Origin of the sequence: Gilliamella sp. wkB18 (genome assembly GCF_001690875.1) — a bacterium.
In the GTDB taxonomy this organism is placed as follows: domain Bacteria; phylum Pseudomonadota; class Gammaproteobacteria; order Enterobacterales; family Orbaceae; genus Gilliamella; species Gilliamella apicola_A.
Genome location: NZ_LZHM01000028.1, coordinates 1 through 13539 on the forward strand (window position 1 = coordinate 1; position 13539 = coordinate 13539).

Here is a 13539-nt window from a genome sequence, read left to right on the forward strand (position 1 = left end):
AATATGTTGATATAACTAAAATCATTTTAACAATTGTAACTATTTTTGTTAGTAGTTATGTCTTGTTTATGTTTTATTTTTTAATAAGAGAAAAAATCGTTATGAAAAAAAGATAATGTAGCTCAAATCTTAAAAAATAATAATTTTTGAATTTTAGTGCTGTAGGTTAAATTTGCAATTAAATAGTTATATTCATACTAGGTTAAAAAGCCAACTTGATAATAGTCGGCTTTTTAAATTTTATTTTATTGCTTTAGCGACAATTTCTTGTGCTTCTTTTTGAAGAGTGGATAAATGCTGCTTGCTAACAAAGCTTTCTGCATATATTTTGTAAGCATCTTCGGTACCTGAAGGTCGTGCTGCAAACCAACCATTTTCAGCTATCACTTTTAACCCGCCAATTGATGCATTATTCGCCGGAGCAGTGGTTAGGCATTGAGTGATCTTTTCACCAGCAAGTTGATCTGTAGTGAGCTGACTTGCATCAAGTTTTGCGAGCTTTTGTTTTTCGGTGAAAGACGCAGCAGCTTGTAATCTACCATAGTAAGATACCCCAAACTTGGCTTCAAGTTCTTGATATTGTTCTTGTGGATTTTTACCAATTTTAGCAGTCATTTCAGCAGCAAGTAGACATAAAATAATGCCATCTTTATCAGTTGACCAAACTTTTCCATTTGTTCTTAAAAACGATGCGCCAGCACTTTCTTCACCAGCAAAGCCTAATTGCCCATTATAGAGTCCATTTGCATACCATTTAAAACCAACGGGGAACTCTAAATATTTTTTGTTTAAACTATTTGCTACACGGTCAATCATTGAACTTGTCACCAATGTTTTACCAATAGCAACATCATTATGCCATTTAGGACGATATTGAAATAGATAATTAACACATGCAGAAAGATAGGCATTTGGATTCATTAAACCTTTTGGGGTAACAATTCCATGCCGGTCAAAGTCGGTATCATTGCCAAAAGCTAAATCAAATTTGTCTTTTAAATTTAATAATCCTTCCATTGCCCAACGACTTGAACAATCCATTCTAATGATTTCATCATGATCAAGATGCATAAAACTAAATGTTGGATCAATTTTGTTGTTAACAATATCAAGGTTCAATCCATATTTTTCAGCAATTCGTGGCCAATAAGTAATACCTGCGCCACCTAAAGGATCAACGCCAATTTTAAGTGAAGAAGATTTAATTAGGGAAAGATCTAAAATGTTTTCAAGATCGTTGATATAATCGGTTTCATATTCTTTTGTATGAATATAATCTGAATGAATGGCTTTTTCTAATGTTATTCGTTTGACTTCATTCAAATTATTTTTGAGTAATTCATTTGCTCTGTTTTCGATCTGTTTCGTTATGTCAGTGTCTGCTGGACCACCATTGGTTGGATTATACTTAATTCCACCGTCTTCTGGTGGATTATGTGATGGTGTAATAACGATACCGTCAGCAAGTTGTGACTTTTTGTTTTGATTGTAAGTTATAATTGCATGTGAGATAACTGGTGTGGGGGTGTATCCAAAATCATGGGCAATTATAACATGTTGTTGATTAGCAACAAATACTTCAAGCACGGTTTTTAAAGCTAATTCTGATAAAGCATGCGTATCTTGACCAATAAAGCATGGACCTGTGATGTTATTTGTTTGACGGTATTCAGCGATAGCTTGAGCAATGGCTAAAATATGTGCTTCATTAAAGCTACCTTTATTTGAACTACCTCGATGCCCTGAAGTACCAAAAATAACTAATTGACTTGCATTATCAGTATCAGGTGTGGTTTGGTAATAATTATTTTGTAATGTTTTGACATTGATTAGATCAGAAGGTTCGGCTAATAATCCCGCTCGGCTATGATTTGCCATTTCTTGTTCCTCTTTCATAGATTGCACTTTTAGTCGTTTGCTAACAGTTACATTTCTTCTCTAATTAGTATGTAATATGCTATTTTACTTAGATGGTGGCGAAAAAACTTTTATAACTTGGTTAATCATGTTGTCTGATATGCCCATGTCACTCATAATTGATTCAATAATATAAATCTTTCTTGCGGTATTGGTATTACTTATCACCCAATATGGCGTGCCCACTATTTCACGAGGTTTAGTATTTTTACCGGATATTTCTAAAGATTGTTTGTCTTTGGCTAAATATTGTCTTTTGCTGCCATGCAGTGAAGTTGCTGCAATTGAAAAAAGTGCAGGATTGTAATTATAAAGTGTTTCAAGCAATAATAAAAAGCGACCGATGATTGATTTTTCGCCGTTAAAGGTGTCACTAGTTAGTAAATCATTAAACATTGAATAACGACTTTCAGCATTAACTTTTCCTACTGAACTAACTCGAGTAGCATGCTCCATCTTTAATAAACGTCTAATGATACTTGATGCATCTTCACCAATATGTTTAGTTTGTGCTGCGATAAATGTATATAACTCTTCGTCGATTTCGATAGTTTTCATTATGTTACTTATGCCTATTAATTTAATTTACTGGACATGCTTGTACTGTAATATTGCCTAGTTGATGTAAATTGTTTGTTGCATTATCTTTTAAACAATCATTAGTTTGTTGTTCAATGATCGTTGCATTTTCAATTTTATGTTGTAGATTAGCATCATGACAGCTCGATATCATAACTGATATTACTAATTGAAAAAATAACCGTTTCATATACTTATTGTATACCATGTAAACTATTGGGATGAGTATACCCTAACTTGATATTAAATTGTATTATCTATTGATAAAATAATGAAAAAAATATTGTTGTAATTGGAAAATAGGTTTATGCTAAAAAAATTTAAAAAAAACCAATCTTTCAAAATCATATGAGGAATCTACTATGAAAAAAATCGTCAAATTAACTATACTAGCAGCAATCCTTTCTGGATGTAGTAATGGTAATATTTATTCTGGCGATGTTTATACGACAGAACAAGCAAAACAAGTACAGCAAGTGAGTTATGGTACAGTAGTTTCGGTACGCCCAGTTAAAATCCAAACTAATGCTTCAAATGGTCAAAGTGAAAATATTGTAGGTTCTTTAGGTGGTGCTGTTATTGGTGGTGTATTAGGTAATACGATTGGTAATGGGTCAGGGAGAGCATTAGCCATTGCAACAGGTGCTATTGGTGGTGCCTTATTAGGTAATAAAATTGAAGATAGTGCAAGTCAAACTAATGCAGTTGAATTAGAGATTAAACAAGAGGATGGTTCTAATATTGTTATTGTACAAAAAGGTACAATTAAGGAATTTTTTATTGGTCAACCTGTTCGATTAGTTAGTAATGGAAAACAAATTAGTGCTTCACCTCGTTATAGCAATGTAACAAAAGAATAAACAATTATTTTCATAGTTCAAATGAATAAATTAAGGCTTTTACTTCATATTATATTGAGTAGAAGTCTTATTTATAACTCACGATTTAATTATTTTAATGTTGTTAATTTTCGTTTTTTCGTCTTATTGAACTAGAAATTTGCTCAACTAAAAGTTAACAGCTAAGCTTAGCACTATTTTTATTTGTTAACGGCTTTATTTGTTTAAGAAGGAATATTGGCGATGCGTATTTTACATACCATGTTACGTGTTGGGAATTTACAACGTTCAATTGATTTTTATACTCGCATCATGGGTATGAAAGTGCTAAGGACTAGTGAAAATACTGAATATAAATACTCTTTGGTTTTTGTTGGTTATAGCGATGAAACAGTTAGCTCAGTAATTGAGTTAACTTATAATTGGGGAACTGAAAAATATGAACATGGCAATGCATTTGGTCATATTGCGATCGGTGTTGATGATGTGGCAAAAATGTGTGATGATGTTAAAAAAGCTGGTGGTAAGGTAACTCGCGAAGCAGGTCCCGTTAAAGGTGGTACGACCATTATTGCTTTTATCGAAGATCCTGATGGTTATAAGCTAGAATTAATTCAGAATGATCAGGCAGATAAAGCTTTAGGAAATTAATATAAAGTTTTACTCAATTATGACATTGAATAGTTAAATAAATATCGCCCTTTGTGTGGGCGATATTTATTTATACCTAAAAGGTATTTTATTTGAATATTATTTAATTATGCCTTGTTTTTTTCCAAAAGGCTTGTGAGTAGTTTTTTATTAAGTGCTTCTTGTTTATTGCATTCTAAACTAGCGGTGGTAATAATTGAATTTAATGCCGTTAATGAAGTATTGAAATCATCATTAATAATCACGTAATCATATTCGTTATAATGGGAAATTTCAGCTTGTGCTTTTGCCATTCTTTTACGAATAACTTGATCATTATCTTGTCCTCGTTTTACTAAACGATTTTCTAGTTCGGTTAATGACGGCGGTAATATAAAAATGCTTTTTGACTGAGGCATTTTTTTTCTTACTTGTTGAGCACCTTGCCAATCAATATCTAAAAATACGTTAATTCCTTGTTGTAGGCTGTGTTGGATCTCAGATTTTGATGTACCATAATAGTGATCAAAAACATGAGCATATTCCACAAAGGCTTGATCATTAATTAATGATTCAAAATAATTATGATCGACAAAATAATAATGTTCCCCATGACGTTCACCTGGTCTTGGGTTACGAGTTGTATGCGAAATTGAGACTTTAGCAGGGTGATGATTTTTTTGCGCTAAATATGCCCGAATAAGGCTTGACTTCCCAGCCCCACTTGGTGCTGAAATAATAAATAGGGTAGCTGTGTACATGGGGTTATTTTCACTTATCATAAAAAAATTTGTGATTTTACTTAATAAAATTTATATCATCATTATAACAAATTCAAAAATAGATTGCGGCTTATTCTATCTATTAGTTAAGTTATTGAACTAATTATTAGCGCTATTTATTATTATAATTGTTATCTATTGATTGACAGTAATATGTTACGTACTAAAATAAAGCATATTTTTTATCATTAGAAATTACAATGGCATTAACATTTAGAGATGGCGTTTATGCTTGTATTCCAACTTTATTGGGTTATATAGGTATAGGTATTGCTGCTGGGGTTGTTGGTAATTCGGCTAATTTGTCCGTTTTAGAAATAACATTACTTGCAGCAATTGTTTATGCAGGTGCTGCGCAATTTATTATTGCTGGATTAATGTTGGTTGCAACACCGATTTCAGCGATTATCTTTGCTGTTTTTTTGGTTAATTCCCGTCATTTTTTAATGAGCATGGCAATTGCGCCAACTTTTCGTCGATACTCATTTATTCAAAATATTAACATAGGTAGCTTATTGACCGATGAAACTTTTGCTGTTGCCATAAATGCTATTACAAATAAAATTCCTGTTAATGCGGTTTGGATGCAAGGACTTAATATAACGGCTTATATTGCTTGGATTCTCTCCTGTTTTATAGGCGCTTTAATTGGTCAATGGTTGCCTAACCCAGCTATGTTTGGGTTGGATTATGCTTTGGTTGCTATGTTTATTGGTCTAGTTTATTTGCAATTTATTGGTGATAAAAGTAAAAGTATGAAAAATCGTATTATTGTAATGTTAACAGTGGCAATTATGCTAATTTTTTTAATGCGTTTTGTTTCCCCTGAATTGTCGATTTTAATAAGTACTTTTTCTGGTTGCTTTATGGGACTTGCCATGGAGCGTGATGCATGAGTAATTATAGTCTATTTATTATTTTGGGGTGTGGTATTGTTACTTGGTTACCAAGAGTAATCCCTTTTATGTTAATAAGAAAGTTACAATTACCAAATATTGTGATTCGATTTTTATCCTATGTCCCTTTATGTATCTTAACTGCATTGTTTGTTCAAAATCTTTTTATTGCCAAAGAAGGGCAGTTTCCTGATTTTAATATTGAATATTGTTTAGCTGCTATTCCAACAATAATCATCGCTTTTTTGACAAAAAATTTAATGTGTGTTGTGGTTGGAGGAATGTGCTTTATAGCTTTAATTCGTTATTTTCTGGTATTGGTATAATAGTTTAAATTAAAGCAGGGCAAAAGCCCCGCATTTTTAAGTTTGCTTTTATGTTCTAATAGAAGTTAATATTTTTTCAGCTTCAGCAATTTGTCCTAACTGTTTAAGATAATTAGCCATCGCTTTTTGGTAAGAAATATTATTAAGAATAGCTCTTGGTTGTGATTTCCACCATTTTATCAATGCAAGGGGATCGCTATCAGTTGATAATTGTTTAATACGTCCAATGTAAGCCGTTTGGGAAAGCTGTTCTAATTGTGATTCACTATAAGCTTTCACTTTGTACATAATGGGTAACAGCTCAATAACAGCTTGATAATCCCCTATTTGATAATAAAGTTCATCTGCAAGCCTTAAAACTTCAGCATTACGAGGTTTTTCATTTAAAAGTGATTCAACGGATGTTTTTGCTGTATCATATTCTTTGTTTTTGATTTGTAGACGTAATTGAACTAATTTAAAAGCAAATTTTTCTCTAGGTTGACAGTTTTTTGCTGCTTGTTCAAGTAATTGATTGGCAGAAATGAATTGATCATTATCAATTTGGGCCTGTGCTGCAAGTAAATAGGATAATGTAGTATTTGTTGCACCTTTAGCACTTTTCATAAAAAGTTTGGCTGCTTGTTGATAGTCGCCTTCAAGAAGTAAAATTTGTGCTTGTTCAATTCGTTTTACTGATTTACGTGGTGAATTAAAGCGTAACCAATTGCCTAACATTGTTTTGGAATTAAAGATTTTTTTTAATATTTTCGCAAAGAGATAAAGGCACAATATAGCCAATAATTCCAATATAACAAAAGAATTAAATGACATGCTGATTTTATAATTAGCAATAATAAATACTGCTGAACCTTGATTAAATTGCAATAATGGACCTAAGAAGAATCCACCTACTAAAACTAAGAAAATAATCAATATTTTTATCATGATGATTCTCCTATTTAGTCAACATTGCACGAACACGAGTTTGCATTAACTTTTCAAGCTCACTTTGGCTTATCAGTTTTTCAGGTACTTTTTGATTGCTTATTGATTGATTTTGTAAATTATCAAGATCATGCAAAAATGCTTTAACACTTGGTGCGTGACCATCAAAATAAGCATTTACCCAGATAGATGCATCATTTAGTGCTCGTTGGTAAATAAGTTCTTGGTGTCTAGGTACAGCTTGTGCTGCAATTAATAGTCGAAAGCGGATATTTTCGCGCAAATATAATGATTGTTCTAAAGTGAGTGGTTTTTGCAATATTTGACACCGTACAATTTGTTTTTCATCTTTTCCTGCAAGAGACATACAGGTTGAAAATTTATTGTCATCTTTATCAATTTTTTCAATGGTAATAAATTTTTTCATGAAGGTATCTGCATTTGAAAGCAAATTATCTGACCAATCCGATAACGATGTAGTTACTTCGCTTGATTTATTATTTGAACTATTGGTAATGAATTTGTCACTTGAATGATTTGTCCTCGTTGATGTATTATCTTCTGAAATTTCATCATTATATTGATTCATTCCGAGATCAACTTCTTTATAATTTCCTACCAAGGGTAATTCAATTAATGCATCTGATAGCCCAATTAAATTCATTATAATTCCGTCAGAGTCAATAAGACTGATTTCTGACAATGAATTAATATCTTTATTAATAGCTTGCCTAGCAGGTATTAAACTTGGATCATTTGTCTGTGCCAAGCTTTTATCGGCATTTTTTAACAATAAACGGGCTGTTGTATAATCTTGATCGTTCCAGATTTTTCTTCCAGCTAGATTGACCAGATAGTTAGCTTGCGAGATTAACCATGTATTTTGATCGGTTGAAGACATTGCAGATAATCGTTCATTAAGACTATGCAAGGCTTGTTCATTTAATTTAGTGGAATCAGTAACCTGATTGGTTATTTGATGTTGTAGCTTTTGCTGTTCAGCTAATTGATTCACAACGCGTTGTTCAAGTGATGAAAATTGTTGGTTTTGTTGATTTAATGTTTCGGTGATAGTTGTTTGCAAATCTTTTAAAACACTTTGTTTTGTGCTTTGTTTTAAATTTGTTATTTCATTTTGAAGTGCTGCAATTGTTCGCTTTTGATTTTCAATATGTTGATGTCCATGGTAGAAAACAAAACTCCCCAGACCTAAAGTCAAAGCTATAGCAACAAGCGACAACTTAGAAATCGGTGTTTTATTTGAGCTGCTTTTACTTAATGGTGAAACATTCATTTTTTCTTCTGTGATTTTTTTTTGTAGGTTTATAGAACTTTGTTTATCTTCTTTTTCTTTCATCTCTTGTTTTGCCCCATTATAGCTATAAGTTGAGGAATATTGGCTATATGAAGTGGTGCTAATAGTTGAAAGTGTTGCATTTGCACCATAATATCGAATTAGCATAGCTTTCCTCATTAAAAATCTATTAAATTAAAAGTAACATTATGACATAGAGTAATCATTGTTTTAAATAGAATTTGATTATTAGCTCCTTTTACTTGTAACACTTTTTTCCATTTTAATTGTTTGGCTTTTTCAAAAATTCTCTCACTTGTCACAATCAAAGTGGCAAAGTTTTTATGTTGAGTTTTGCAATATAATTCAAGTTGCATTAGGTGTTGTACACTTGTAATAATGATTATCTGCTTTTTAATATTATTTGTGAGAATATCCGTTGAATAGGTAATGGGATGACGTTGGTAGCATTCTAATAATTTTACGTTTGCCTGCATTTCAGTCAGGGACTCCATTAATAGCGGCCTTCCAACGTTACCTCGTAAAATTAAAACTGTGCGATTTTTCACCGATTCATAAGTTAATAATGCTAATAATCCTTCACTATTTTCCTGGGCCGGATAGATCACTTGATTTGGTGTAAATTGATTCAATAATTTAGCTGTTTTTTTACCGATTGCAAAATAATTGATGTTTGTAGGGAATAAAAAATTTGGCAGATTTGTTTTTATAGTATGTATTACTTGTGGCGAAACTATTATCACAATATCGTTAGGTAAAAGATTATTAAATTGATATTGTAAATTTTGAAGATCATCTCCTGCAGAAATCGAAAATAACGGAAGGTGTTTTGCTGATAAATTCGAGTTATTAAGCCATTCGGTTAATATTTCACCTTCAGGAGATGGTCTAGTTACAAAAATCATTGACCATTTAATTCCTGTAATATTTTGTTAGCACCTTGCTCCAATAGTTGGTTAGCCAATTTATAACCTAAATCTTGAGATTGAGTCACGCTACCAACAATTTCCCCTTTGATTATTTGAGAACCATCAACACGACCAACCAAACCTTGTAAATTTATTTGGTCGTTTTTTAAACAACAATAACTTGCAATGGGTACTTGGCAACCACCTTGTAATGCTTGATTCATTGCTCTTTCCGCTTGGATACAAATGCGAGTATTGAGATCATCAAGTGGAGCAAGTAAGTTAAGGATAGTAGTATCGTTAATTCTAGCTTCAATTCCAATTGCTCCTTGTCCAACTGCAGGCAAGATTAACTCTGTATCAATATACTGTTTAATGCGTTCTGTTAATCCTAAACGTTTCAAACCAACTGAAGCCAAAATAATTGCATCATATTCTTGGTTATCTAATTTTGCTAAACGTGTTCCAACATTTCCTCTCAAAGCTTGAACACTTAAATGTGGGTATTTAGCTTTTAGCTGACACTGGCGCCGTAAACTTGATGTGCCAATAACAGCACCATTGGGTAATTCATCTAACCTATTATATTGATTTGAAATAAAAGCATCACGTACATCGTCACGTTGACAAATAGTTGCTAACATCAATCCCGCTGGAAACTCAACAGGAATATCTTTTATTGAATGAACAGCAATATCAGCTTCATTATTTAATATAGCTTGTTCAAGCTGTTTGACAAATAAACCTTTGCCCCCAATTTTGGAGAGAGGGCTATCAAGTAAAATATCACCACGGGTTACCATAGGCATTAATTCTACTGTTAAACCTTGATGCACCGATAGCAATTGTTGTTTAACATAATTTGCTTGCCATAGTGCTAAAGGGCTTTTTCGTGTTGCAATACGGATTTTCAATCGGGTTTCCTATTTGATACTGAAAATATATAGTTTGCTCTAACTATAATTTTTTTAGTGCTAAATCTTATTAGTCTTTCTTTACAAATTATCGACAAAGTTAGCAGCATAACCTATATAGTTCGCTGGCATTAACTGTTTTAATCGAGTTTTTTCGATTTCAGGTAAATCTAATGAATCTATAAACTGTTTTATTTCTTTTGCATTAACGCGTTTACCTCGAGTAAATTCTTTTAATTTTTCATAGGGCTTTTCAATACTGTAACGACGCATCACCGTTTGAATTGGTTCTGCTAGTACTTCCCAGTTACAGTTTAGTTCTTCAAGTAAATGATCGTAGTTTACTTCAAGCTTATTTAAGCCTTTTAATGTTGATTGATAAGCAATAATGGCATAGCCAATACCCACACCAAGATTACGTAATACTGTTGAATCACTTAAATCACGTTGCCAACGAGATATCGGTAGTTTACTTCCTAAATGTCCCATAATTGCATTGGCAATCCCTAAATTACCTTCAGAATTTTCAAAGTCTATAGGATTAACCTTATGTGGCATTGTTGAGGAACCTATTTCACCTGCGATGGTTTTTTGTTTGAAATGATTTAATGCAATATAACCCCAAACATCACGATTGAAGTCGATCATAATAGTATTAAAGCGAGCAACACAATCAAAAAATTCGGCGATATAATCATGCGGTTCAATTTGTGTTGTATAAGGATTCCATTTTAAACCCAAAGAATTGACAAACTCTTTACTAAACTTATGCCAATTTACTTCTGGATAGGCAGCAATATGTGCATTGTAATTACCTGTTGCGCCATTTGCTTTACCTAGAATTTCAATTGACTCAAGTTGGTTTAATTGACGCTGTAAACGATAGGCAACATTGGCAAATTCTTTACCAACGGTTGACGGAGTAGCTGGTTGTCCATGTGTTCTTGAAAGCAATGGTATATCTCGATGGACTTTAGCTTGCGATACAATTTTATCAATCACCTTTTTCCAATAAGGGACTAAAATTGTATCTTTTGCTGTTTTTAACATTAATGCATAAGATAAATTATTGATATCTTCTGATGTGCAGGCAAAATGGATAAACTCATTAATGGCACGTAGCTCTTCGTTAGTGCTAACTTTTTCTTTTAAAAAGTACTCAACAGCTTTTACATCATGATTTGTCGTTTTTTCTATCTCTTTAATTCTCAAAGCATCTTTTTCATTAAATTGTTCAATGATTTTATTAAGGTGATCTAATGCTAATTGGCTTAATGCTGGAACTTCAAGAATCTCTGCTTGCGAAGCTAATTTTTGTAACCAACGGATCTCAACTTGAACTCGATATTTCAATAAGCCATATTCGCTAAAAATAGTGCGTAATTCTATTGTTTTATCACCATAACGACCATCAATAGGTGAAAGGGCAGTGAGGGAAGATAATTCCATAGGTTTAACTCCGTTGATAATTTTGAAATATCACTTAGAAAAATATAAATTAATTTACTTGGTTTATTTCATCGAGTAATTCGTTTATTGCATTATAGATGCCTTTACGCCCAAAAAGAAGCTGTAACCGACTTCCACCAACCTGATACCATAAGATGGATGAACGAACACTACCAAAAAGGGATGTTCTTATTTTAGCTTGAACTAATGAATTTTGTAAAAATTGTGCTTTTCCTATCACCTTAATCTTATTTGTTAAAGGACTGACGATATCCGAATAAATGTTAGCTAGCGAGTATGAAAGTTCATCTATATTGATGTTAATCGTTTCGTCATTCACAACCGGATAAAGTGCGGAAATTTGTTTTAATCGTTGATCAATTTTGTTGAGTACATCATTATTTCTTAATAGCTTATTGGTAATACTTAGTGTCCCAAAAAGATAACGTATTAATTCAACCTGATCTTTTTGATTTGAAGATAATAATTGCTTTAAAGCAAGTAAGCCTGTTTTAATATTTTTAATACCATCATAAACATCAGCGGTGGTTTGGGGGGAGGTTTTAAATACGCTTTTTATTGATTGTTCATAAATAGTGGTATTACAAATGCCGGTATTTGCAAGCTGCGGAATAAGCATAGTACTTTGTACAACACCTGCAAGTGCAATGGCAATATGATAATATTTATTACTCACTCAAAAACTCCTTAGCATCAATAATTCTTTCTTCAATAATTCCACCGCCTAAACACACATCATTTTGATAAAAAACTGCTGATTGCCCTGGAGTTACAGCTGCAACAGGCTGTTCAAAAATGACTTCTATCTTATCTTCTGAAAGTGGGTTAATTCGGCAGGCAATATCTTGTTGCCGATAACGAGTTTTAACCGTGCAGTTAAATGACTTAGTAACTATTTGTCGATCAACCCAATGTAACTGTTGTGCAATTAGGCCATTTGAAAATAGTGCTGGGTGATCATGCCCTTGGGCTACAACCAATTCATTATTTTTTATATCTTTATCTACAACATACCAAGGAGTATCATTGGCTTGTTTAAGTCCTCCAATACCAAGTCCTTTACGTTGCCCTAGTGTGTGGTACATAAGACCTTGATGTTTACCAATTGCTTTACCCTCAACGGTGCGAATAATACCAGTTTGAGCGGGTAAATAACGGGCCAAAAATTCATTAAATTTGCGTTCACCAATAAAACAAATACCGGTTGAATCTTTTTTGGAAGCTGTAGCTAATCCTAGCTGTTTTGCAATTTTACGAACTTCTGTTTTTTCAAGTTCACCAACCGGAAATAAGCTTTGACTTATCTGTGCTTCACTAAGGGTATACAGAAAATAACTTTGATCTTTATTATTATCAATACCTCTCAACAATTCTATTTTGTTATTGATTTCTCGTTTGCGAACATAATGGCCAGTTGCTATATAGTCGGCACCTAAATCTTCGGCTGCATAGTCTAAGAAAGCTTTAAATTTGATTTCTTTATTGCATAAAATATCAGGATTCGGTGTTCTACCAGCTTTATATTCAGATAGGAAATGTTCAAATACATTATCCCAATATTCAGTAGCAAAGTTAATCGTATGTAATTTGATATTTAATTTGTCACATACTTTTTGAGCATCCGCTAAGTCAATTGCGGCTGAACAGTATTCGTCTGTATCATCTTCTTCCCAATTTTTCATAAATAATCCAATGACATCGTATCCTTGTTGTTGTAACAAATAAGCTGAAACAGAAGAATCAACGCCACCAGACATGCCGACAACAACTTTTGGAGAAGCATTTATTTTTTGCATAATAACTAAATAATAGATTAAAAATGATGGGTGATTTTATCATAGATGCCCAAAAAAGCATAAAGTAATGCTAATAAGAATTCCAATTGCCTACAATTTTTTTATTGGAATATAGACTTAAAGTTAAACATTTTCACGTTTTTTTCTTTATAAATCTTTACAATCATTAAAGAAAAAAAACGAACAATTAAATATCTATGCAAAGCAACTCCAGCGATAATTATCGATGGAGTTACTTAT

Annotated in this window: 15 protein-coding genes; 4 read left to right on the top strand and 11 right to left on the bottom strand. The window is 32.5% G+C overall.

Translation table 11 applies throughout. The features are described 5' to 3' along the window. Positions 1–240: 240 nt before the first annotated feature. The 3 genes from pgm to A9G48_RS11480 form a co-directional block, all read right to left on the bottom strand. Entirely contained in the window at positions 241–1878 is a 1638-nt protein-coding gene (gene pgm, locus A9G48_RS01980) for a phosphoglucomutase (alpha-D-glucose-1,6-bisphosphate-dependent) (protein WP_034944959.1), read from the bottom strand. Between the two features lie 84 nt (positions 1879–1962). Continuing rightward, entirely contained in the window at positions 1963–2475 is a 513-nt protein-coding gene (locus tag A9G48_RS01985) for a hypothetical protein (RefSeq protein WP_034944961.1), read from the bottom strand. Between the two features lie 22 nt (positions 2476–2497). Continuing rightward, positions 2498–2650 (bottom strand): hypothetical protein, encoded by a 153-nt coding sequence (locus A9G48_RS11480; protein WP_176701018.1) that lies wholly within the window; start codon positions 2648–2650, stop codon positions 2498–2500. Between the two features lie 208 nt (positions 2651–2858). Here A9G48_RS11480 and A9G48_RS01995 point away from each other — a divergent pair, with 208 nt between their 5' ends. Both A9G48_RS01995 and gloA read left to right on the top strand, forming a co-directional pair. After that, positions 2859–3356: a glycine zipper 2TM domain-containing protein gene (locus tag A9G48_RS01995; protein ID WP_034944970.1), complete on the top strand. Its 498-nt coding sequence runs from the start codon at positions 2859–2861 to the stop codon at positions 3354–3356. Positions 3357–3578: 222 nt separating this feature from the next. After that, complete coding sequence (gloA, locus tag A9G48_RS02000; protein WP_034944973.1) at positions 3579–3986, top strand: lactoylglutathione lyase; 408 nt, start codon at positions 3579–3581, stop codon at positions 3984–3986. Positions 3987–4093: 107 nt separating this feature from the next. On the opposite strand, the gene gmk is transcribed toward gloA, so the two are convergent. Then, complete coding sequence (gene gmk / locus A9G48_RS02005; RefSeq protein WP_034944976.1) at positions 4094–4726, bottom strand: guanylate kinase; 633 nt, start codon at positions 4724–4726, stop codon at positions 4094–4096. A gap of 221 nt (positions 4727–4947) precedes the next feature. Between gmk and A9G48_RS02010 the strand changes: the two genes are divergently transcribed. Together A9G48_RS02010 and A9G48_RS02015 are read left to right on the top strand one after the other, a co-directional pair. Further along, positions 4948–5643, top strand: coding sequence for an AzlC family ABC transporter permease (locus tag A9G48_RS02010; protein WP_034944979.1), 696 nt, complete (start codon positions 4948–4950; stop codon positions 5641–5643). Beyond that, positions 5640–5969: an AzlD domain-containing protein gene (locus A9G48_RS02015; RefSeq protein WP_034944982.1), complete on the top strand. Its 330-nt coding sequence runs from the start codon at positions 5640–5642 to the stop codon at positions 5967–5969. The genes A9G48_RS02010 and A9G48_RS02015 overlap by 4 nt, the downstream gene beginning before the upstream one ends. Positions 5970–6017: 48 nt before the next feature. On the opposite strand, the gene A9G48_RS02020 is transcribed toward A9G48_RS02015, so the two are convergent. From A9G48_RS02020 to mnmA, 7 genes are all read right to left on the bottom strand, one after another. Further along, positions 6018–6896, bottom strand: a complete 879-nt coding sequence (locus tag A9G48_RS02020; protein WP_034944985.1) for a heme biosynthesis HemY N-terminal domain-containing protein — start codon at positions 6894–6896, stop codon at positions 6018–6020. Between the two features lie 10 nt (positions 6897–6906). After that, positions 6907–8358 carry a uroporphyrinogen-III C-methyltransferase gene (locus A9G48_RS02025; protein WP_051825132.1) on the bottom strand — a complete coding sequence of 484 codons (1452 nt, stop codon included), beginning with the start codon at positions 8356–8358 and terminating at the stop codon, positions 6907–6909. Between the two features lie 11 nt (positions 8359–8369). Further along, the gene (locus A9G48_RS02030) at positions 8370–9116 is read right to left on the bottom strand and encodes a uroporphyrinogen-III synthase (RefSeq protein ID WP_034944987.1); all 747 of its coding nucleotides are present in this window, start codon (positions 9114–9116) and stop codon (positions 8370–8372) included. Then, positions 9113–10033, bottom strand: a complete 921-nt coding sequence (gene hemC / locus A9G48_RS02035) for a hydroxymethylbilane synthase (RefSeq protein ID WP_034944990.1) — start codon at positions 10031–10033, stop codon at positions 9113–9115. Before hemC ends, A9G48_RS02030 begins: the two co-directional genes overlap by 4 nt. Positions 10034–10114: 81 nt before the next feature. Beyond that, positions 10115–11482: an adenylosuccinate lyase gene (gene purB, locus A9G48_RS02040; RefSeq protein WP_034944993.1), complete on the bottom strand. Its 1368-nt coding sequence runs from the start codon at positions 11480–11482 to the stop codon at positions 10115–10117. A gap of 49 nt (positions 11483–11531) precedes the next feature. Continuing rightward, positions 11532–12179 (bottom strand): high frequency lysogenization protein HflD, encoded by a 648-nt coding sequence (gene hflD, locus A9G48_RS02045; RefSeq protein WP_034944996.1) that lies wholly within the window; start codon positions 12177–12179, stop codon positions 11532–11534. After that, positions 12172–13299, bottom strand: coding sequence for a tRNA 2-thiouridine(34) synthase MnmA (gene mnmA, locus A9G48_RS02050; protein WP_034944999.1), 1128 nt, complete (start codon positions 13297–13299; stop codon positions 12172–12174). The genes hflD and mnmA overlap by 8 nt, the downstream gene beginning before the upstream one ends. Positions 13300–13539: the final 240 nt, after the last annotated feature.